The organism is Limnobaculum parvum, from assembly GCF_003096015.2.
GTDB lineage: Bacteria > Pseudomonadota > Gammaproteobacteria > Enterobacterales > Enterobacteriaceae > Limnobaculum > Limnobaculum parvum.
This window is the reverse complement of record NZ_CP029185.2, coordinates 3,384,006-3,405,159: the sequence shown is the minus strand read 5'-3', so window position 1 is coordinate 3,405,159 and position 21,154 is coordinate 3,384,006. Positions and strand designations below refer to the sequence as shown.

Sequence of the window (21,154 nt, the reverse complement as noted above, 5' to 3'; positions counted from 1 at the left end):
ACGGGTTTGCTTAGTGGACTTTACTTCATGACATCTCTTTACTGGCGGATTTTTGGTGAAGGTCAGATCGATCTTGTGCTACTGCACGGATGGGGACTGAATGCCGAGGTTTGGGGTTGCATTACCGACCGACTTGCGCCGCATTTTCGACTTCATCTGGTGGATTTGCCCGGGTATGGTCGTAGTCAGGGATACGGTGTACTCAGTTTACGAGAGATGGCAGAGGTTGTGCTGGAGAATGCGCCTCAACAGGCAGTATGGCTCGGGTGGTCAATGGGGGGACTGATTGCCAGTAAAATAGCTTTAATGGCGTCAGAGCGCATGCAGGCTTTAATTACTGTGGCTTCTTCCCCCTGTTTTTGTGCCAGCGATGAAGATCAGTGGCCGGGTATTCGAGCCGATGTGTTACGTGGTTTTGAAGTGCAGCTCAGTCAGAACTTTGAACAAACGGTCGCTCAGTTTATGGCGTTACAAACGCTAGGGGCGCCTAATGCTAGAAACGATGCCCAAAAATTAAACCAAGTGGTGCTGGATTGTCCGATGCCCGAAGTTAGTGTGTTGCACGGTGGATTGGACTTGCTGGCAGAGAATGATTTGCGTCAGGCATTGATTAACTTACCCATACCTCTACTACGAATTTATGGTTCTCTTGATGGGTTAGTACCGAGACGGATGATTCCTCAGTTAGATGCATTATGGCCACAATCCCGCTCGATTCTGATTAATCATGCGGCCCATGCACCGTTTATCTCTCATCCGGATGAGTTTTGTCATCAGTTGCTGAGTTTTATCCGGGCGTTGTCGCTAGAAAATGAGGATGGGGTAACGAAGGGAATGGACTGATTCAGGCTGAGATATTCTTTTTGATTCTGTAAGCTTCAGTCAGGCACTTTTTCCCTTCAGGACAATCCTTACAGTTGCCTATCAGACAACTGTTGTCAGCTTCTACCCGTTCAATTCTTCCCATTGTTTCCAACTGTTTTAGCATAGCCTGCATCAGCACTGGAGGTTGGTCAAACTGACGGCTGAGCTGATTTAATTCCGCGATGCCTTGTAGGGCAACGGCATCACGGATGGCAATTAAGCTGACCATTTTAGTGGCAATTCCCCGCTTTATTATTTTTACAGCAAACTTCTGGGGCCGCTTTCGGCATGCTGGTGGTTACCCTATCGCGTAAGTGGTACAGGGCATACATCAGAAGTAGGTTAAATATCACAATGGCGGCAATAATCACGCTACTTTGCTGCGGGTGAGCAGAGAAATTGGCTATTTGATAGAACGCTGCTGACAGGCTGTAGGCGATATCCAATCCCCAGAAGATAGAGAAGATCATCCAGCCTTTACTGCTCTCACGGGCAATTGCCCCCATAACTGAAACACAAGGAACGTAAAGCAACACGAAGATCAGGTAGCTATAGGCGGCAGAAATACTGCCAAATTTGCTGCTCATGACGCCCATTGAGGTGCCGTCCATCTCGCCATCGCCTTTACTGGCCTCAATCGGGTTACTTAATGCGCTGAGAGTGAAAGTACCTTTCAGACTTTCCCACGTTTCTATTACCGCACCTTCCAGCTCAGTTAGCAGATTAAAGTTTTCATAGTCGAATGGCTTGTTGGTAATCTGCTCTGCGGTGTACAGGGTATTTAGGGTACCTACCACCACTTCTTTCGCCATAGCACCGGTAATTAAGCCAACAGTAGCCTGCCAGTTATCTTGAGTAACGCCAATAGGATGAAGCAGCGGCGTCAGCACTTTACTGGTAGAGGCTAGGGCCGAATCATTCAGGTTATTCACCGGTTTGCCGGAAAATGAAAAACTGTTGAGACCACCAATTAATACGCTGGCGATAACGATAACCGTACCGGCACGCAACACGAAGCCTTTCAGACGCTGCCAGGTTTGTAACAACAGGCTTTTGAAGTGGGGAACGTGGTAAACCGGTAACTCCATAATAAATGGCGTCGATTCGCCGCGCATAATGGTGAATTTCAACATTAGGCCGGTAAGAATAGCCACTACGATACCCAGTATATACAGCGAGAAGACCACCAGTGCGCCATCTTTGCCAAAAAAAGCAGCGGAGAAAACCGCAAAGATCGCCAATCGGGCACCGCAGGACATAAACGGGGCCATCAGTATCGTGATTAAACGTTCGCGTGGTGCATCCAGAGTACGGGTACCCATGATGGAAGGCACGTTACAACCAAAGCCGACGATCAGCGGAACAAACGATTTGCCGGGTAATCCTAGCGCATACATCAGTTTGTCCATGACGAAGGCTGCGCGCGCCATGTAACCGGAATCCTCCAGAAAAGCGAGGAACAGGTACATCAGGCCAATTTGCGGTACCAATGGGAGTACCGTGTTGATACCGCCACCGACACCCTGCGCCAGAAAAATTGTTAGCCATTCAGGGAAGCTCAGTGCGTGACCAACCCATTGAATGCCAGAGATAAAAATGGCCGCAGAACCAACGTCAAACAGCGGTTGTAGTGCACCACCGATGTTAATGGCCAGCACGAACATCAGATACATCACAAACAGGAAGATAGGCAACCCAAGCCAGCGATTAATCAAGATTTTATCTAAAGTTTGGGTTAGCTTGCTCGGTTGTGCCTGACTCAGGTTATGCACATCGTGACAAATGGTGGCAATGGTTTGATAGCGTGCATCAGCAATGATTAGCCCCGGATCTTCCTGATAATGCTGTTGCAGCACAGAACGGGCCTGCAGTAGCTGGGTTTCCGCCGCGCCGGACAGCGATCGACTATAAATATCACCTTCTAACATTTGGAGAGCCAGCCAGCGAGTTTGTTGGTCTGGCAATTGGGCTGGCATCAGGCTAGCCAGCTTGGCCGCCTGATCTTCAATGATATCAGGGTAAGTGATTAGCGATTGATGTTGATTTAGCTGCGGGCCGTCAATCGCAGACTTCAGTTCTTTCAGGCCCCGCCCACGGGTTGAAACCAATGGAATGATTGGGCACCCTAACTTTTTCGATAAGGCTTCAATATCAATTTCAATATGCTGATCGCGAGCAATATCCAGCATATTGAGAGCGATAATGCAGGGAATACCCAGCTCCAACAGCTGAAGCGTCAAATACAGACTGCGTTCCAAATTGGAAGCATCCATCACATTGAGAAGCAGGTCGGCTTCTCCGCTCAGGATATAATGACAGGCAATCTGCTCATCAAGGGAAGTGTGCTCAGAGATTGTGGTTAGCGAGTAGGTTCCCGGTAAATCTACCAAGGTTACCTGGCTGTCATCGGTTTTGAAATGGCCTTCCTTACGCTCAACAGTGACCCCAGCCCAATTGCCTACGCGTTGACGCGAGCCGGTAAGCTGATTAAACAGTGTGGTTTTACCTGAGTTTGGGTTACCGATTAACCCGATAGTAAGTTGTTTCATTTTTCAGCCAAAAAGAGATAAAAGTGAGTAAGACTTCTATTTACCGAACTGGTTTTAAGTTATTCAACCAGTGCGAGCCTAATAAAATTCAGGTCTTTCTTTCGCAAAACTAAGCACACCCGTGGTGTTTCGATTTGAATCGGATCGCCTAATGGTGCTACGCGAATAACGCGGAATACTGAACCGGGTAATAGCCCGAGAGATAACAATTTTTGACGATATGCAGGGTTGATCTCAGGTGCGAACCCGGTGATTTTGTATGAGCACTGAGGTTGTAGAGGAGTCATAGCGTTCTGGTTAACCTTAACTCATGTTTATAACAATATAAGATTTATCGGGAAATGATCTTTAGCTATAAATGATGTTCTAAATTCTGCTTCCCGGGATGAACCTTGTCATCCGGTCATTTACGCAACGCTTCATGTCCGTAATAATAATGCTATTAAGAATGATTCTCGTATACAATACTATGTGGCTGACTAAGCGTAAATAATTATTACTGCTTTTGTCTACCAATCTAGGCCGACATAATAGAAAGTATCGGAAAATTGAAGCGCTGATCAAAATGCAAATAAATTTAACATACTGATTATGTTGTGATTAATTTGACAGGTATTGCAGTATGTCAGAAAAGAACGTGTGTGGAGTTGCTATCGTTTAACCGCCGAAAAAATAAATTAGGCTTATTTCAGAAGTGGTTAAGTGGAATGTGTTATCACTATTGATCTAACAGGTTAATAACCCAAGGATTACATAGGGTAATGATTCATGCCAAACGGAATAATAATCACGGCTGCGGTCAGAAAATATTTATTCATTGGCAGCCATGATAATTGATTACATTTCTATCAGCGCTTCATTTTATTCAATGCCGCAGCCAGTGCATCGCCCATCGCACTATTGTTATTGTTGCCGCCGGAGGCTGGTTTTGCCTTCTGTGGCGCCGAGCGACGTTGTGGCTTGCTATCGTTATCGGCAGGTGCTGATTTCCGGCTACTTCCTTCCCCAGGCTGTTCATCTAGCCGCATGGATAAGGCAATACGCTTACGGTCCAGATCGACTTCCATCACCTTGACTTTAACGACATCACCGGCTTTGACCACGGTGTGGGGATCTTCCACGAACTTATCAGCCAAAGAAGAGATATGTACCAGACCATCTTGGTGCACACCAATGTCCACAAACGCACCAAAATTAGTTACGTTAGTCACCGTACCTTCTAGAATCATACCGATATTCAGATCATTCAGGGTTTCCACCCCTTCAGCAAAATTAGCGGTTTTAAACTCAGGGCGTGGATCACGGCCCGGTTTTTCCAGCTCTTTCAGAATATCGGTAACGGTAGGTACACCAAAGCGTTCATCGGTAAAGTCTGACGCTTTTATACCGCGCAATGCATCAGGGCTGCCCATCAAGTCATGCAGGGTTTTATGCGTCGCCTGCAAAATACGTTCAACCACCGGATAGGTTTCTGGGTGAACCGTTGAGGCATCCAGTGGGTTATCCCCCTGATTAATACGCAGGAAGCCCGCACACTGTTCAAATGCTTTCGGGCCGAGGCGGCTAACATCCATTAATTGGCTACGGTTATTGAAACGACCGTGGGTATTGCGCCAGTCGACAATATTCTGTGCAATCACCCGGCTTAAACCGGCAACGCGGGTTAGCAGGGGAACCGAAGCGGTATTCAGATCGACGCCAACGGCGTTTACACAGTCCTCAACCACCGCATCCAGACGGCGAGCCAGCAGCGTTTGGCTAACGTCATGCTGATACTGACCTACGCCAATGGATTTCGGTTCAATCTTCACCAACTCCGCTAACGGATCTTGCAGGCGACGGGCAATAGAAACTGCGCCGCGCAAAGATACGTCTAAGTCAGGGAATTCCAGAGCGGCTAACTCAGAAGCTGAATAGACGGATGCACCGGCTTCACTAACGATGACTTTTTGGCCTTTTACTTCCGGATACTGGTGTTGCAAGTCCAGATAGAAACGTTCAGTTTCCCTTGAAGCCGTACCATTACCAATGGCAACCAACTCTACGTTATGTTTGATGCAGAGTGCAGCAACAATAGCGGCGGCTTTGGCTGTCTGACCGGTATGTGGATAAATGGTATCGGTGGCTACCAGCTTACCGGTTGCATCTACCACGGCGACTTTCACACCGGTACGCAGACCTGGATCCAGGCCCATGGTGCCCCGCATACCCGCCGGCGCAGCCATGAGTAAATCTTGCATATTTCGGGCAAAAACGTTGATCGCTTCATCTTCAGCCCGTTCTCTCAGGCTGCCCATCAATTCGGTTTCCATATGCATCAAAATTTTGATGCGCCAAGTCCAGTTAACCACCGCTTTACGCCAGCTATCTGCGGGAGCATTGTTCAGGCGTAAATTCAGATGGTCGCTAATAATTTGTTCGCAATAGCTTTCACGCGGTGGCTCATCATGCTGCGGATCGGCATTCAGTGCCAGACTCAAAATACTTTCATTGCGGCCACGGAACATAGCCAGCGCCCGGTGGGAAGGGGTACTTGAAATGGGCTCCTGATGGGCAAAGTAATCGCGGAATTTTGCACCTTCCTGCTCTTTGCCTTCTAACACGCGAGAGGTCAGATAAGCATTCTTCCACAGGTATTCCCGTATTTTGCTGAGTAACCCAGCGTCTTCTGAAAATCGCTCCATCAGAATGTAACGAGCACCATCCAGTGCGGCTTTGACATCTGCCACGCCTTTGTCACTGTCTACGTAAGGTAACGCCGCTTGTTCCGGTTCCTGTTGCGGGTCTTGCCATAATGAATCAGCTAATGGCTCTAGACCCGCTTCGATTGCGATCTGCCCACGAGTACGGCGTTTAGGTTTATAAGGCAGGTAGAGGTCTTCCAGCTCGGTTTTACTCATGGTGCCATGAATGGCAGAAGCCAGCTCATCAGACAGTTTACCCTGCTCGTCAATGGACTTCAGAATCGTCTGGCGGCGGTCTTCCAGTTCGCGCAGATAGACCAATCGAGTTTCCAACTGTCTGAGTTGCGTATCATCCAGCCCGCCAGTGACCTCTTTACGGTAACGGGCAATAAAGGGAACGGTGTTGCCCTCATCTAATAAGTTAATGGTGGACAGGACCTGTTCAGGTCTTACCTGTAGCTCATTGGCAATAGTGCGACTTAATAGATTATTCATAAACCCTATATCTGTCTGAGTGAAAAATTAGAGTCGTTATACGGATTACTGAATAAAAATGCCAGAAGAAACCGACACAAGGCTGGGTGAATGACTATAAACTAAGGTGAAAATATTCTGATTAAGCTACAATTTGAAATAGTTTGAAGTGCAGAGAATCTAATGGCAAAAAGTAATTACATCACCCGTCAGGGCTGGGAAGCACTGGACAAGGAATTGAAGTATTTATGGCGTGAAGAGCGCCCTGTCGTGACTCAAGCTGTGTCTGAAGCCGCCGCGATGGGCGATCGCTCTGAAAATGCTGAATACATCTATGGTAAGAAACGGTTGCGTGAAATTGACCGCCGGGTTCGTTTTCTGACTAAGCGACTGGAAATACTGAAGATTGTTGACCCTAACCCACAGCAGGAAGGTAAAGTATTTTTTGGTGCTTGGGTTCAAGTGGAAAACGAAGAGGGAGAGACTAACGTTTTCCGTTTAGTGGGGCCTGATGAGTTTAATCCGGCAAAAAAATGGATATCTATCGATTCGCCGGTGGCCCGGGCACTGATTGGTAAAAAAGTGGATGATGAAGTGAGTGTAGATACACCGAATGGTCGAGTTAGCTATTGGGTATTGGATATTCGCTATCAACCCTTTGAAGAATAAAACTGTTTTAAAGTCGGTTAACGAGGTTCGTAACAAGCGTTAACCGATAGGCGTTATGGCGCTGACCAGACACAAGTTTACAGTGATTAATCTTTGTAACAATTTTCCCGTGTCAGTTATGCAAATTGTGTTGTCTCAGCTAAACCTATTTTGAGATTTGAGTTTAGCTGTTCACAGGAAACCTTTGGAGCGAAATCATGCAAGAGAATCATAAGATTCTGGTCGTTGATGACGATATGCGTTTGCGTAGTCTATTAGAACGTTATCTTACCGAACAGGGCTTTCAGGTACGTGGCGTTGCAAACGCAGAACAGATGGATCGCTTATTAACTCGGGAATCCTTCCATCTGATGGTACTGGATTTAATGCTTCCCGGTGAGGATGGGCTATCAATTTGCCGCCGTTTGCGCAGTCAGAGTAATCCGATACCTATTATTATGGTTACCGCCAAGGGCGAAGAAGTTGATCGTATTGTCGGCCTTGAAATTGGTGCGGACGATTATATTCCTAAGCCATTCAACCCGAGAGAGCTATTGGCCCGAATTAGAGCAGTGTTACGCCGTCAGGCCAGTGAACTGCCTGGTGCGCCATCACAGGAAGAAGCGGTTATCGTATTCGGTAAGTTTAAGCTGAACTTGGGCACTCGTGAAATGTTTAAAGGTGAGGAGCCAATGCCGTTAACTAGCGGTGAATTTGCGGTATTGAAAGCCTTGGTAAGCCATCCGAGAGAGCCATTATCCCGGGATAAATTGATGAATCTGGCTCGTGGGCGTGAGTACAGTGCGATGGAACGTTCTATTGACGTTCAGATTTCTCGCCTGCGCCGCATGGTGGAAGAAGATGCGGCACACCCGCGTTATATCCAAACCGTATGGGGACTAGGCTACGTTTTTGTGCCGGACGGTAGCGCTGCATGATTTTTTGGCGGTTCCCTCCCCGCAGTGCGGTTGCACGTACTTTATTACTGATTATCTTCTTGCTGTTTATCAGCTTGGTGACGACCTACTTTGTTGTGCTGAACTTTGCCATTTTGCCAAGTATTCAGCAGTTTAATAAAGTATTAGCTTATGAAGTACGGATGTTAACGACCGATCGCTTAAAACTTGAGGATGGAACTTACCTGATTATTCCTCCCCAATTCCAGCAAGAGATGTACCGAGAATTGGGGATTTCATTGCATACGGATGAATCGGCAGAAGAGAGTGGATTGCGCTGGTCGCAGCGCTATGATTTTCTCAGTAAGCAGATGTCACAGCAGCTTGATGGACCGACAGAGGTTCGCATTCAGTTAGGGAATCACTCGCCGGTTGTGTGGCTAAAGACAGAGTTTGCTCCTAAGGTTTGGGTTCGTGTTCCTCTGACTGAGATACGTCAGGGCGAGTTTGCCCCCCTGTTTCGTTATACCTTGGCTATTATTCTGATGGTCATTGGCGGTGCTTGGCTATTTATTCGTATTCAGAACCGGCCATTGGCAGATCTTGAACATGCCGCCCAGCAGGTGGGGATGGGCATGACGCCTCCACCATTACGAGAGTATGGTGCATCAGAGGTACGTTCTGTTACCCGAGCATTTAACCGCATGACTTCCGGCGTTAAGCAGTTGGATAATGATCGCACCATACTGATGGCTGGTGTGAGCCACGATCTCAGAACTCCGCTGACCCGAATCCGTCTAGCAACCGAGATGATGGGGTCGAAAGAGGAGTATCTGGCGGAGTCGATTAATAAAGATATTGAAGAGTGTAATGCCATTATTGAGCAGTTTATTGATTATCTGAGTACCGGTAGAGAACAGCGTACTGAACCGGGTGATATCAATATTATTCTGGCTGAAGTGGTGTCTGCCAGTGGGCTCGATCGAGATATTGCCACCGATTTATATCAAGGTGAGTTGATTGCCAATATTCATCCACTTTCTATTAAACGCGCGATTGTTAATCTGATTGTGAATGCTTCCCGCTATGGTAATGGTTGGATTAAAGTTAGCAGCGGTAAGGAAGAGGGCCGGGTGTGGTTTCAAGTCGATGATGATGGCCCTGGTATTCCTGAAGATCAGTTAGAAATGCTATTCCAACCCTTTGTTCGAGGTGATAGCGCTCGTAGCATCAGCGGTACAGGCCTAGGCTTATCGATCTTGCGTCGCATTATTGATGGTCATGACGGCGAGATCATGATGGGAACCAGTGAACGTGGTGGGCTCAGCGTTAAGATTTACCTGACGGAAAGTAAATCTGATGAGTAGTCATTTTTGATGGTGGAATAGGTCTTAACAAATTTTAACAAAGAAGAAAGGCACCAGTCGGTGCCTTTCTATTTAACTAACAGTTAATGACCACTTTGGGGCCAACCGCGACCAGTGCTGCACCGGCTGGCGTATCGGTATATTTATCAAAGTTAGTGACGAACAGGTCTGCTAATTTTTCCGCTTTCTCTTTCCATTCTGCTTCACTGGCGTAAGTATCACGCGGATCCAAAATCGCAGGATTTACGCCCGGTAGAGAGGTTGGTATTGCCAGATCAAAGATTGGCAGTTGGATAGTTTTTGCATTTTCGATTTCACCGTTCAGAATCGAGTCGATAATGGCACGGGTATCTTTAATGGAGATGCGCTTGCCGGTACCATTCCAGCCGGTGTTAACCAAATAGGCTTGTGCGCCGGACGCTTTCATTCGCTTCACCAATACTTCAGCATACTGAGTTGGGTGTAATGAAAGGAAGGCTGCACCAAAGCAGGCAGAGAAGGTTGGCGTTGGTTCAGTAATACCGCGTTCGGTACCTGCTAGTTTCGCAGTAAAACCGGACAGGAAGTGATACTGGGTTTGGTCTGGCGTCAGCTTAGACACCGGAGGTAGAACGCCAAAGGCATCAGCGGTTAAGAAGATGACCTTTTTCGCATGTCCTGCTTTAGACACGGGCTTAACGATATTTTCAATATGATAAATCGGATAGGAAACCCGGGTGTTTTCAGTTTTTGAACCATCATCAAAATCTACGCTGCCATCGGCACGTACCGTCACGTTTTCCAGTAGGGCATCACGTCGGATAGCGTTATAGATATCAGGTTCAGCTTCTTGGGAGAGTTTGATGGTTTTCGCGTAGCAGCCGCCTTCAAAGTTGAATACGCCATCATCATCCCAACCGTGTTCATCATCACCAATAAGCTGACGTTTGGGATCGGTTGAAAGTGTCGTTTTACCGGTGCCGGACAGACCGAAGAATATCGCCACATCGCCTTTATTGCCCACGTTGGCAGAGCAGTGCATAGAAGCAATGCCTTTTAATGGCAGCAGATAGTTCATGATGGAGAACATACCTTTCTTCATTTCGCCGCCGTACCAAGTACCGCCGATCAGTTGGACGCGTTCAGTCAGGTTAAAGGCAACGAAGTTTTCTGAATTTAGATCCTGCTCTTTCCAGTTAGGATTGGTACATTTTGCGCCATTCATAACAATAAAGTCGGGCTCAAAATTTTTCAGTTCTTCATCCGTTGGGCGGATAAACATGTTTTTCACGAAGTGGGCCTGCCATGCAACTTCGGTAATAAAGCGTACTTTCAGACGAGTGTCAGGGTTAGCGCCACAGTAAGCATCGACCACGAACAGACGCTTACCTGACAATTGATTCGCAACCTGTTTTTTGAGTTCTGCCCAGACAGCCGGAGTGATAGGTTTATTATCGTTTTTACCTTTACCCTGATCGGCCCACCAAACAGTGTCGCGGCTGGTGTCATCACGAACAATATACTTATCCTTTGGCGAGCGACCGGTGAAAATGCCGGTATCTACTGCAATGGCACCTAAGGTTGTCATTGTTCCCTTCTCATATCCTTGTAAATCAGGACGAGTTTCTTCTTTATATAGGCAATCATAGCTCGGGTTGTACACTATCTCAGTGGCGTCTTGGATACCGTAGGTAGTCAGATCTTGGGGAGTGATACGTGTTGTGCTCATAATTTTTCCTTAAAAAGATGAATACTGATGCTTATTGTAAAGGCTTTCCTGACGATGACTGAGATAACTATCAAGGATCGGCATATTGTTCTAAATTTTGATAGAAGATGCGATCTGCATTGCTGTAACTGAGAAGTGAAACGATTAATGAGGGGATATAAGCAGAGAATAAAGATAAAAATGCCGGGAATAATGATGCTTCATTCCCGGCACTGCGTGTATTAATGACGCGTGTCGTTTTCTAACGTGGTGCTGCCATTTAATCTTAAGGCATCAATATCCATTTTTTCAAACAGGTAGTGATTACCACAATAATCGCAGTGGATATCAATATGACCCTCTTCAGCAATTAAAGAATCAATTTCATCCTGTGCAACAGCCATTAAGGCTTGTGCGCTACGCTCTCTGGAGCAAGTGCAACGGAAGCTAACGTTTTGACCATCGAATAGGGTTACATCCTCTTCATGATATAAACGGTGCAGAACTTCTTCGACGTTCAGAGAGAAGAGCTCTTCTGCTTTGACGGTTCCCGTCAACGTTGCCAGATGCTCAAATTCATTATCATTGCCTTTGTGGGCCGGCAGAACTTGTAACAGCATCCCCGCTGCCGCCGCTTTCCCTTGATAAGCTCCAGTTCTGATAAACAGGCGAGTAGGGAGCTGCTCGGATTGGAGGAAATAGGCCTCAATACATTCAGCAACGGTTTCACCTTCCAGACCAACGACGCCCTGATAACGTTCGCCTTCTTTAGGAATGATGGTAATAACCAGATAACCATTGCCAATCATTTGTTTCAGCGTGAAGTTATCACTCACCTCTCCCTGGAGGCGAGCAACACCGCGCATCTCTTGGAGATTATTGCCGTTAATCACCGCCAGCTTAACCGGGCCATCGCCCTGAAGTTGAACGGTGATATCACCATCAAATTTTAGTGTAGCGGTAAGCAAGCTGGTAGCAACTAACATCTCCCCCAGCAGGCGCTGTACCGCAACCGGATAGTCATGGTTCTCAAGAATTTGACAATAGGTGTCACTGAGTGAGATCAGTTCACCTCTAACATCATGTTTTTCAAATAAATAGCGGTGTAACAGATCGGCGTTTTGCATGTATTTTCTCTCGTTAGGGCAATGACTATTCTCAAAACAGCGGGAGATTACTCATCATCACCATATTTAAATTTTATCAGATTACGGCGCTCTTTCTTGTCCGGGCGGCGGTCCGGATGAGGCATTGTTAATGCGTTCAGCTTGCGTGACTGAGAAATGTTTTCTCTTTTAATCACGCTCTCCGGCGTTTCCTGATAAAGCTGCTGTGCTTCGTTGGCTCCCCGGCGCTGTATACTCAAGGCATTAACTATGATGGTTCTTTCATCATTCCCCTGTCTCAGGCGAATTTCAGCACCAATCTCTACCAGTTTGCTGGGTTTGGAACGCTGACCGTTGTAATGAACCTTGCCACCATCAACCATTTCTCTAGCAATGGCTCTCGTTTTATAAAAGCGGGCAGCCCAAAGCCACTTATCGAGCCGAATGCCCTGTTCTTCGAGTGGAGTTGCCATCACTGATTCTCCTGAATGACTCCGGCAATAGATGGAATAGCTAACTTCGCTATTGCGCTTGCCGGGAGTATGAAACGGGGATGAAATTGCCGATACTTCAACATATGGGCGAAATACAATAAATCAAGGTATTTCGCCCTAAAGATGAAAAGCTGATATTAGCTTTGTTGAACGGTGTGTCTGAAATCCTTGGCAAAACAGCGATCGTAATAACCCTGAATTTTTTCTGTCCGATGGGTGTTTTTGCGTAGCCGAATAATGAATAGCGTGATGTTATAAATCAGGCTAAAGGTCATAATGATAAACAGTAGGCTGGCTCCCACATAACGCCAGAATGAAACCAAGCTGGACTCACTGTGTAGTGAGATTTTGGTGGTGCCATTTTCAATGGGTTGAATATCAATCACAATACCGCTGGCGCTAAAGTGAGCGTTCAGTAGCTTGTTCGATAGGCGCTGTAACTCAAACCACTGTTTAATCGCTGTATTGTCATACAGAGTGTTCAACGGAATGCTTGGATGGGTCAATTCTTTGATTTCATCACTGTCGACCATCTGCATCTCGTCATCATCATTACGAATATAAAATCCGCCTTTCGGTTTATTGTATAGCGCTTGTGCTGCCTGATGGGTCTGGCTGTAGAAGAATGATGAAACAATCGAATTTACCTGTGAACGAAGTGTATCCGCCGCTACTGGGCGTAGGAAAACATCGGTGTCTTTCAATGAATGAACCTGCGATTTTTCTACCAGTTCATCCCAGTCTTTTTCATTACTTAAAATCAGCAATGAACTCTTCAACCGGCGACAGTCACCCGAATCTTTACATAAATTTTCGGTTTTTAGCACAATGTCAGAAAAATCTGGCACTACAGTCATGCCTGCGCGTTCTGCGGTTCTGGCCAAGTCAGGATTGTTTTTTATCGCCTGATTATTTAGCGGATTAAGCTGATAGTTCATGGTATCTAGCAGCGCAATCGCGTTATCAATCACTTCTGATGACGGTAGAGAAGGTAAATTTACTGAACCCCAATACATTTCTGTACAGTCAAAAGGCATAAAGGGATAAAGGATATCGCTACGGTAAATAGCGGGAATACTGCACATACCGGAGCCTTGAACAGTTAAGTGATCGCCAATTTCAATTTGTGAGGTCTTAAGCTGTTCCGGCGAGGTCACACTGATGTTTTTTGAACCATCCAGCAGGGCCAAACTGAGATCCAGAGGCCGCTTCATAGGAATTGACGTCAGCAAGAATATGATCACGAGTAGAGAAGATAACGCCAGTACAAGGTTTTTTCCCCAATGAAAGAGTGGAAAATTAACCGATTCATTATGCAGCGAGAGGAATTTCCCCTGCTTTACCACATAACGATTCAGATAAATATCAATATTGGTTTTATGATCGAGATCGTAACCGACATAAGGCTGCCAGTGCGGTGGGTAGATGAGGTCGATAGCGCCAATAGAAATATTGGTTAACTGACCGTTATCCGATTCACCAAATAATCCCCAGCGCTTGGGAATACCACGTAAGCAGTGGATATTATATTGAGTTTGCTTTAGTTCACCACGGAACATGCGCCAAATACCGATACCCAACAGCATGATCGCCAGAACGACTAGCCAAGGTAACAATTCAGTAGAACTAATCAGGCTAAAGAAGAAAAGAACGTAAGAGAGGGCGATAATGAGGGATTCATACACTTTCTTTTTCGGCTTTAGATTGTATTCAGCCGTGGTCTCTTTGCGTAGACGAATCAACTCAACATTATCACTGTTCTCTTTGTCTTTTGGTGCCGGATGTTTAAGTTGAGGTACCGTAGCGGTATTATTTGGGTGCTTGGACTGTACAAAGTCAGTCAGCTTATGATTGTTTAGCGAGATAACCAGCGGAATGGTCTGTGTTTTGATGATATCAACCTGATTATTATTTTCAATATACTCAATCCATTCAGGTTCTAAATAAACCTCAATACCATCAATGTAATAACGTCTTATATTTTCTTTATCGTCAGGAGAAGGTAACGACATAATCGGTGAGTTGGAAGAGTATACATTATCGCTATAGGGAATCAGGGCTGATTTCAGGAAAGAACCTGATTTATTTCCCTCTTTGCGTACTTTTTCCAAGAATTCGAGATACTCATTGATGGCCAACGTTTCATCTGTTGAGAGTTTACGGGTGCTATTATGTACAAAAGGCAGATGATCAGCCTGAGATTGGTCGTTTTTCGCCCTCCAGTGAATAAACAATTGGTAGAACCCTACGCTGGACAGCGCAATAAAAATGATAAGCAGTAATAGGGTAAATATGCTTATATCATCACTGGGAAACATGGATAACTCTCACTCGTTGGCCTGCCATTCTGTCGTATATTGATTGATAAATAGGGGCTAAGTTTTTCATTCAGCGGGCAACTGTCAGAAGCTCTCTTGTCTGCACCTTTTAGCGTATCAGTTTTGTTGATCTAAACTATCTTATAGTTAGTTTACGATGGTATCAAAAAGCTGATGTAAACATTTACTTATAGTAAAGTGGTATCAGCCAGAATACAAAGCCAGTAAGACGAATTGCGTGCTACTTCCGAAATATTGTCATATTAATGCTTCATATTGTCAGTAATAATAAGTATAAGCCAGTTAACATTATTATTGGTATGAAAGGAATTATCCCCGAGGTCATCTTTGATGAGTAAAGTGCAGCAGAAGCCCCAGATACTAAATGTTGAGACAATCGCACGTTCTCGCATGTTTCGTATTCAGTCAGTTGATTTAGCTTTCAGCAACGGAGAAAACCGGGTTTACGAACGCCTGCTACCGGAAGGCCGCCAAGCGGTGATGATCGTTCCCGTGAGTGGTGACAATATTTTATTGATTCGTGAATATGCCGTAGCCATTGAAGACTATGAGTTGGGTTTTCCTAAGGGTCTGGTAGAACCGGATGAGGATGTGTTGGTTGCTGCTAACCGTGAACTGATGGAAGAGATTGGTTATGGTGCAAAAAAACTGACTATCCTATCAAAGTTGACATTGGCCCCGACCTATTTTGCCAGTACCATGACCATCGTGTTGGCTGAAGATCTCTATGTCCAGAAACTGGAAGGGGATGAGCCGGAACCCCTGACGCTGGTGACTTGGCCGCAGGAGACCATGATCGATTTGCTTAATGAAGCGGATTTTAACGAAGCGCGTAATGTTAGCGCATTGTTTTTAGCGCGGGAATATTTGCAGCAGCGAGTCGAGTCGTAGTATCGATTAAATGACAAAAAGGCCGTTCAACTGAACGGCCTTTCTACGTTAATGATTCTAAAATTTATCAGAACAACTCATGGGTGTTACCACCGCTATCGGTGACGGTAGTACCAACCTCAGAGTAAGCGCGTGAAGTCGGTTCAGTACCTTTAATAAAGTACTCTGAACGGCTACGACCACCGCTTGGAAGCTGCCCTGTAGACATATCAATAGTCACGCTGATAATGCCTTTAGGCTGTGGCGTCGTCTGTACTGGTAAGCCATCCAGAGCCACCTTCATGAAGTCAATCCAAGCGGGTTGAGCACTCTGTGCACCGGCTTCACCACGGCCTAGGCCACGACGGTGATCGTCAAATCCAATCCAGACCGACGTTACGGTAGACGGGCCAAAACCAGAGAACCAAGCATCTTTTGAACTGTTGGTCGTCCCTGTTTTACCACCGATATCATTACGCTTCAGATCCCTTGCTGCACGCCAACCAGTACCGTTCCAACCACCGCCCGGCTCGCCAGAGATATCACTCTTCAGTGCATCTTGTATAAGGAAGGCCAACTCAGAACTGATAACGTGAGGAGCGTAAGGATCCGCCGGAGGGGTCTTGGACGGATCAATTTTCGCCAGATTTGGCACTGGAGCTATGTTGTTAACCGCATTTTCAGTTAATGGATCGACATCATCGGAACTGTCATCGGCAGGATCTGCGTTCGGTAGGCTGCCTGTTGCCACCGCAGCCAGCGCCGCAGCAGTGGCCTCCGCATCTTCTTTACTGTGCGGGTCAACGGTATTACTCACTATCGCCTGAGATTTTGCGGTAGGACCATAAACAACGGGAAGATCGCAGGTAAACCCACAGGCGACCTTAGGGGTGGCGCTGTAGATGAGCGTACCGGTATCGTTTTCAATCTTGGCGATAAAATAAGGATCAACCAAATAACCACCGTTAGCAAATACCGCATAACCACGAGCTAATTGCATCGGAGTAAATGATGCGGCTCCTAGTGCTAATGACTCGGTTCGTGAAATATTTTGCTCAGGGAAACCAAAGCGTTGTAGAAAATCAGCGGCATAATCCACGCCAATGGTGCGCATTGCGCGAACGATCATGACGTTTTTGGATAAACCTAAACCAACCCGTAAACGTAGAGGCCCTGCATAGGTTGGCGGTGAGTTTTTAGGTGACCAAGTTCTGCCGCCGCCAACGTTTAACGTAATTGGCAAGTCAGTTAACAGCGTGGAAAGGGTCAATCCTTTATCCAGCGCCGCAGCATAGACAAATGGCTTAATGTTAGATCCCGCCTGACGAACAGATTGAGTCACTCGGTTGAATTTGCTTTGGTTAAAATCAAATCCACCTACTAATGCTTTTATAGCACCATCATGCGGGTCTAATGAGATTAGTGCAGAGTTAACGCCAGGGATCTGTGACAGAACCCAGTGATCACCACTTTTGCGGATCCAAATCTGTTGACCTACTTTAACGACATCGGTCACTTTTCCTGGGCTGCCGCCCATTGCGCGATCGTTAATGAACGGTCTGGCCCAACGCATTGCCGAGAAAGGTAATGCCAGCGCTTCACCATCGTTTAGCATAACGGTAGCATGTTGGCTTTCCGTTTTCGTTACCACCGCAGGGATCAGAGGCCCATAACTAGGCACCCCTTTCAAAAAATCAATAACTTGCTTTTTTCCCCACGGGGTTTCAGCCCCTTTCCACAACACGTGTTCTGGACCGCGGTAGCCGTGGCGCATATCGTAATCAATAATGTTGTTGCGAACAGCATCGGTTGCTGCTGTTTGCAAGGATTTGGTAACAGTGGTGTAAACCTTATAGCCATCGGTATAAGCATTTTCGCCAAATCTATCAATCATTTCCTGACGTACCATTTCCGACAGATAAGAAGCGGTAAATGCGACTTCGGGTTCATGGTAGTTGGCGACCAATGGTGAATTTTTGGCATCCATATACTCTTGTTGAGTAATGTATTTTTCTTCCTGCATACGATAAAGCACGGTATTACGACGTGCCAGAGCGCGCTCAGGATTATTGATCGGATTATAGCTGGATGGGGCTTTGGGCAGACCGGCGATCATCGCCATTTCGCTTAAAGTCAGTTGGCTGACATCTTTACCGAAATAGACGTGTGCGGCAGCACCAATACCATACGCCCGTGAGCCTAGATAAATTTTATTCAGATAAAGTTCAAGAATTTCATCTTTGGTCAACGATCTTTCAATACGAATGGCCAGAAAGGCTTCTTTAGCCTTACGCGTAATGGTTTTTTCAGGGCTAAGGAAGAAGTTTCTTGCCAACTGCTGTGTGATGGTACTAGCCCCTTGTTGGGCTGAACCTGCACCAACGGCAACAACTAGCGCACGGGCAATACCAATAGGGTCAAGACCGTGGTGTTCATAGAAACGGCTATCTTCGGTTGCCAGAAATGCATGAATTAATTGAGGCGGCATTTGTTTCAGCGTCACTGGAATACGGCGCATTTCACCAAATTGAGCAATAAGCTCACCCTCAGCGCTAAATACCTGCATAGGCATCTGTAATTTGACTTCTTTTAACGTTGAAACATCCGGTAGCTCCGGTTCAAGGTATTTATAGAGGCCAAAAATCGCGCCAATTCCCAAAAAAAAGCAAAAAATTGCAATGACGAACAAATACTTTACGAACTTCACCTGATAATTCCCATGCAATGGACATTGAGTGGTTTATAAACAATCGGCCGATAGTATAAAGGCAACATGACATTGTGGATACGTTCTTTTATCGATGGATAAGAGAAAATAAGGGAAAGGAGATTTCTGGAATATGCAGATTTGGCAGGTTGGCTTAGATATTCAGGAAAATAGCTTCTGTGCACTGGCGGTACAGCGCAAGCGATATGGTTGGCAATTGCGTCACTGGCATTGTCAGCCGGTTTCATCCTCGTGTATTGGCGATAATACAGCCATGTTATCACCAGAAATCATGGCTGCTCTAAGGGAATGGCGGCGTAATTTACCAAAGCGTGTTTCTTTGCGAATTGCACTACCGGCTGAAGTTATTCTACAGCAGTCAATAAAGCTACCAGAGCCTTCACTCTCTCTTCAAGAACAGACATGGTTAGTCGAGGCATCGATGAGTAAGCTATTTTCGTTAGCTGCTCGCGAATTGGCAGTCGATTACCGGCTCATTTCTTCAACGAGCTCCGAACGGTCGGCGAGTGGGGAAATCGTGGTTAGTGCAACACGGCGATCGGTTATCGAACATTGGAAAACCGAGTTGGCTCGTGCCGATATTTTTCCCGACATTATCGATACTACCCCCTGTGTATTGCGTTATATGGCACTGTCTGGCGGTGTACCTACTGATTCGTTGTTGATTCATCAACTGTATGAAAAGTACCTGTTGGTTTCACCGCTTAACCATCCTTTTTATTATCAGGTTATCCCTGATAATGCGATGACGGTTTTGGAACGAATCGAGTATGCGCAGCAAACTTATCGGCAAATCAGCGGCTATGCCGTTAGTCAGGTTAGCTATAGCGGTTTGCCAACATCGGAAGCTTTTCCCTCTTACATTCAATGCTGGTCACCTTTCGTGGCACTGCAACAAATGCAACCGCCGTTACCCGAAGCGCCTCAACAGTTTGTTTTAGCATGTGGTCTTGCCCTACGTTCAGAGGATTGTTGATGCTTCTGGTGAATTTTCTGCCTTGGCGAGCCCAACGGCAAAAAAAGGCGATTCGACGCTTTGTTGTGATGGTTTTCTGCTATGTAGTGGCCACATTACTCTGCTTGATAGCCCCTTACTTTGCTGCAATGAGTCATCAGCAAATGCTCTCTAAACGACTGGTAGATATGACGGCATCTAACACAATAAAGCTGAATGAAATTAAACACATTAAGGATATTCAACAAACTGTCTCGACCTTAACTCAGTTACAGAACCAAACTCAGAAAATAAGACAGCAGTCTCTCTTATTGCAGACATTATTTACCGATATTGAATCTGCTTTACCTAATTCCATTTGGTTGAAAAAAATAGCATTTCAGGAAAAGAAACTGGTGATTGAAGGTCTGGGTAATGGCTATCTGAGCGCTATGGAGTTTCAGCAAAAGTTAGGGCGCTCATCATTAATGGCAGGGCTTCAATTGGGGAAAATGATGGCCGTGGACGATGAATTTTCTGTGTTCTCTTTTATTTTTACGGCCAACTGGACAGGGGCTGCGTTGTGATAGGGGGGGCACAAATTGACTGGCAGTATGTGATATTCGCACCGCTATGGCTGCGCCATTCCATCATCGCTTTTGCCAGTATTCTGATGGGGATGTTGGGTTGGTATTTCACCGTTGTCCCTTTAACTGAGGTTAATCAGCAGGTTCAAATTCAGTTAGATAAAGCAAAGCAACAGGCGTTGGTTTACCAACAGCAATGGGCCGCTCTGCCGGAGATAAACCTGCTGAAGGCGCAAATCCAGCAGATTGAGAGTGAACTCCAGCCCTATCATTATCAACCGGACAATGGCGCTGAGTTTATTCGACTGATTACCGGATATATTTCAGCATCGGGCTGTCATCTGATCGACATCGGTGCCCCCTTCGTTTCTCAGCGAGGAACGCTGACCTTATACGACTGGCAATTAAAAGTGAGTGCTAACTATTTCCAATTTGTTGAATTAATTAAATTGATTAGTGACGGAGTCCGTCTAACAACTATTAGCCACCTAACGCTGGACGGGGGGCCTCGCTTGACTATCAATATGACCGTTCGTTTATACCAGTTAAACCAAGGCCCAGTATGAAGTGGCGCTTTCTGGTTTTATTACTGCTCTTGCCTGCCGAGGTGTTAACGCAAGACGCGCCTCGCCGTAATCCCTTTATACCTGATGAAGTTGCACAGTGCCCGGCAGCTATTGTTGAAGAAGAGCAACAACTGCTGAATTGGGCTCTACGTGGAGTGATTGGGCGTGATGGAAACTGGTATGGATGGATACAAACTCAGGCCGGTAGCTGGATACGTATTACGAGGCAAAAGCCATTGCCTTTGTTTTATTGGCAACTGGATCATCTGTTGTACGGCAGCGCTCAATTCTCCGATAAATCAGCGGGCAGTCGCACCTGTCGCAGTCGAAGTATTATTGAACTTAAACTAAGGAAGTAAGT

Annotated in this window: 18 protein-coding genes; 9 read left to right on the top strand and 9 right to left on the bottom strand. The window is 46.1% G+C overall.

The genetic code is table 11. The annotated features are described in order from the left end of the window. Positions 1 to 27: 27 nt before the first annotated feature. Positions 28 to 843, top strand: coding sequence for a pimeloyl-ACP methyl ester esterase BioH (bioH, locus tag HYN51_RS14355; protein WP_108900643.1), 816 nt, complete (start codon positions 28 to 30; stop codon positions 841 to 843). Position 844: 1 nt separating this feature from the next. Here the strand turns inward: bioH and HYN51_RS14350 are convergent, their stop codons facing one another. From HYN51_RS14350 to HYN51_RS14335, 4 genes are all read right to left on the bottom strand, one after another. Continuing rightward, complete coding sequence (locus HYN51_RS14350; protein ID WP_108900642.1) at positions 845 to 1,093, bottom strand: FeoC-like transcriptional regulator; 249 nt, start codon at positions 1,091 to 1,093, stop codon at positions 845 to 847. A gap of 1 nt (position 1,094) precedes the next feature. Further along, positions 1,095 to 3,413, bottom strand: coding sequence for a Fe(2+) transporter permease subunit FeoB (feoB, locus tag HYN51_RS14345; protein WP_108900641.1), 2,319 nt, complete (start codon positions 3,411 to 3,413; stop codon positions 1,095 to 1,097). A 59-nt stretch (positions 3,414 to 3,472) separates the two neighbouring features. Then, positions 3,473 to 3,700, bottom strand: coding sequence for a ferrous iron transporter A (feoA, locus tag HYN51_RS14340; RefSeq protein WP_108900640.1), 228 nt, complete (start codon positions 3,698 to 3,700; stop codon positions 3,473 to 3,475). A gap of 561 nt (positions 3,701 to 4,261) precedes the next feature. After that, the gene (locus HYN51_RS14335; RefSeq protein WP_108900639.1) at positions 4,262 to 6,592 is read right to left on the bottom strand and encodes a Tex family protein; all 2,331 of its coding nucleotides are present in this window, start codon (positions 6,590 to 6,592) and stop codon (positions 4,262 to 4,264) included. Between the two features lie 162 nt (positions 6,593 to 6,754). On the opposite strand from HYN51_RS14335, the gene greB reads away from it, so the two are divergent. The 3 genes from greB to envZ all read left to right on the top strand — a co-directional run bounded on the left by greB (position 6,755) and on the right by envZ (position 9,482). Next, positions 6,755 to 7,240, top strand: coding sequence for a transcription elongation factor GreB (greB, locus tag HYN51_RS14330; RefSeq protein ID WP_108900638.1), 486 nt, complete (start codon positions 6,755 to 6,757; stop codon positions 7,238 to 7,240). A gap of 197 nt (positions 7,241 to 7,437) precedes the next feature. Further along, complete coding sequence (gene ompR, locus HYN51_RS14325; RefSeq protein WP_108900637.1) at positions 7,438 to 8,157, top strand: osmolarity response regulator transcription factor OmpR; 720 nt, start codon at positions 7,438 to 7,440, stop codon at positions 8,155 to 8,157. Beyond that, positions 8,154 to 9,482 (top strand): two-component system sensor histidine kinase EnvZ, encoded by a 1,329-nt coding sequence (gene envZ / locus HYN51_RS14320; protein ID WP_108900636.1) that lies wholly within the window; start codon positions 8,154 to 8,156, stop codon positions 9,480 to 9,482. Before ompR ends, envZ begins: the two co-directional genes overlap by 4 nt. Before the next feature lie 76 nt (positions 9,483 to 9,558). On the opposite strand, the gene pckA is transcribed toward envZ, so the two are convergent. From pckA to HYN51_RS14300, 4 genes are all read right to left on the bottom strand, one after another. Continuing rightward, on the bottom strand, positions 9,559 to 11,190 hold the full coding sequence (gene pckA / locus HYN51_RS14315) for a phosphoenolpyruvate carboxykinase (ATP) (protein WP_108900635.1): 1,632 nt from the start codon (positions 11,188 to 11,190) through the stop codon (positions 9,559 to 9,561). A gap of 221 nt (positions 11,191 to 11,411) precedes the next feature. After that, positions 11,412 to 12,296: an Hsp33 family molecular chaperone HslO gene (gene hslO, locus HYN51_RS14310; RefSeq protein ID WP_108900634.1), complete on the bottom strand. Its 885-nt coding sequence runs from the start codon at positions 12,294 to 12,296 to the stop codon at positions 11,412 to 11,414. 47 nt (positions 12,297 to 12,343) lie between these two features. Continuing rightward, positions 12,344 to 12,748, bottom strand: a complete 405-nt coding sequence (hslR, locus tag HYN51_RS14305) for a ribosome-associated heat shock protein Hsp15 (RefSeq protein WP_108900633.1) — start codon at positions 12,746 to 12,748, stop codon at positions 12,344 to 12,346. A gap of 158 nt (positions 12,749 to 12,906) precedes the next feature. Beyond that, positions 12,907 to 15,087 (bottom strand): IgaA/UmoB family intracellular growth attenuator, encoded by a 2,181-nt coding sequence (locus tag HYN51_RS14300; RefSeq protein WP_108900632.1) that lies wholly within the window; start codon positions 15,085 to 15,087, stop codon positions 12,907 to 12,909. Positions 15,088 to 15,438: 351 nt separating this feature from the next. Between HYN51_RS14300 and nudE the strand changes: the two genes are divergently transcribed. Further along, entirely contained in the window at positions 15,439 to 15,999 is a 561-nt protein-coding gene (nudE, locus tag HYN51_RS14295; protein ID WP_108900631.1) for an ADP compounds hydrolase NudE, read from the top strand. 67 nt (positions 16,000 to 16,066) lie between these two features. On the opposite strand, the gene HYN51_RS14290 is transcribed toward nudE, so the two are convergent. Next, positions 16,067 to 18,685, bottom strand: coding sequence for a PBP1A family penicillin-binding protein (locus tag HYN51_RS14290; protein ID WP_108900630.1), 2,619 nt, complete (start codon positions 18,683 to 18,685; stop codon positions 16,067 to 16,069). Positions 18,686 to 18,818: 133 nt separating this feature from the next. On the opposite strand from HYN51_RS14290, the gene pilM reads away from it, so the two are divergent. The 4 genes from pilM to HYN51_RS14270 are packed head-to-tail and all read left to right on the top strand — an operon-like array spanning position 18,819 to position 21,152. Then, on the top strand, positions 18,819 to 19,682 hold the full coding sequence (gene pilM / locus HYN51_RS14285) for a pilus assembly protein PilM (protein ID WP_108900629.1): 864 nt from the start codon (positions 18,819 to 18,821) through the stop codon (positions 19,680 to 19,682). Further along, entirely contained in the window at positions 19,682 to 20,227 is a 546-nt protein-coding gene (locus HYN51_RS14280; protein WP_157953053.1) for a PilN domain-containing protein, read from the top strand. The genes pilM and HYN51_RS14280 overlap by 1 nt, the downstream gene beginning before the upstream one ends. Beyond that, positions 20,224 to 20,793 (top strand): hypothetical protein, encoded by a 570-nt coding sequence (locus HYN51_RS14275; protein WP_108900627.1) that lies wholly within the window; start codon positions 20,224 to 20,226, stop codon positions 20,791 to 20,793. The genes HYN51_RS14280 and HYN51_RS14275 overlap by 4 nt, the downstream gene beginning before the upstream one ends. Further along, the gene (locus HYN51_RS14270) at positions 20,790 to 21,152 is read left to right on the top strand and encodes a hypothetical protein (protein ID WP_108900626.1); all 363 of its coding nucleotides are present in this window, start codon (positions 20,790 to 20,792) and stop codon (positions 21,150 to 21,152) included. Before HYN51_RS14275 ends, HYN51_RS14270 begins: the two co-directional genes overlap by 4 nt. Positions 21,153 to 21,154: the final 2 nt, after the last annotated feature.

What these genes read in the sequence shown, in the direction of transcription:
- ompR (WP_108900637.1), top strand. Translation starts at nt 7,438, where the DNA reads ATGCAAGAGAATCATAAGATTCTGGTCGTTGATGACGATATGCGTTTG.
- HYN51_RS14300 (WP_108900632.1), bottom strand. Translation starts at nt 15,087, where the DNA reads ATGTTTCCCAGTGATGATATAAGCATATTTACCCTATTACTGCTTATC.
- HYN51_RS14335 (WP_108900639.1), bottom strand. Translation starts at nt 6,592, where the DNA reads ATGAATAATCTATTAAGTCGCACTATTGCCAATGAGCTACAGGTAAGA.
- pilM (WP_108900629.1), top strand. Translation starts at nt 18,819, where the DNA reads ATGCAGATTTGGCAGGTTGGCTTAGATATTCAGGAAAATAGCTTCTGT.
- greB (WP_108900638.1), top strand. Translation starts at nt 6,755, where the DNA reads ATGGCAAAAAGTAATTACATCACCCGTCAGGGCTGGGAAGCACTGGAC.
- feoA (WP_108900640.1), bottom strand. Translation starts at nt 3,700, where the DNA reads ATGACTCCTCTACAACCTCAGTGCTCATACAAAATCACCGGGTTCGCA.
- HYN51_RS14270 (WP_108900626.1), top strand. Translation starts at nt 20,790, where the DNA reads ATGAAGTGGCGCTTTCTGGTTTTATTACTGCTCTTGCCTGCCGAGGTG.
- HYN51_RS14280 (WP_157953053.1), top strand. Translation starts at nt 19,682, where the DNA reads ATGCTTCTGGTGAATTTTCTGCCTTGGCGAGCCCAACGGCAAAAAAAG.
- pckA (WP_108900635.1), bottom strand. Translation starts at nt 11,190, where the DNA reads ATGAGCACAACACGTATCACTCCCCAAGATCTGACTACCTACGGTATC.
- nudE (WP_108900631.1), top strand. Translation starts at nt 15,439, where the DNA reads ATGAGTAAAGTGCAGCAGAAGCCCCAGATACTAAATGTTGAGACAATC.
- envZ (WP_108900636.1), top strand. Translation starts at nt 8,154, where the DNA reads ATGATTTTTTGGCGGTTCCCTCCCCGCAGTGCGGTTGCACGTACTTTA.
- bioH (WP_108900643.1), top strand. Translation starts at nt 28, where the DNA reads ATGACATCTCTTTACTGGCGGATTTTTGGTGAAGGTCAGATCGATCTT.
- feoB (WP_108900641.1), bottom strand. Translation starts at nt 3,413, where the DNA reads ATGAAACAACTTACTATCGGGTTAATCGGTAACCCAAACTCAGGTAAA.
- HYN51_RS14350 (WP_108900642.1), bottom strand. Translation starts at nt 1,093, where the DNA reads ATGGTCAGCTTAATTGCCATCCGTGATGCCGTTGCCCTACAAGGCATC.
- hslR (WP_108900633.1), bottom strand. Translation starts at nt 12,748, where the DNA reads ATGGCAACTCCACTCGAAGAACAGGGCATTCGGCTCGATAAGTGGCTT.
- hslO (WP_108900634.1), bottom strand. Translation starts at nt 12,296, where the DNA reads ATGCAAAACGCCGATCTGTTACACCGCTATTTATTTGAAAAACATGAT.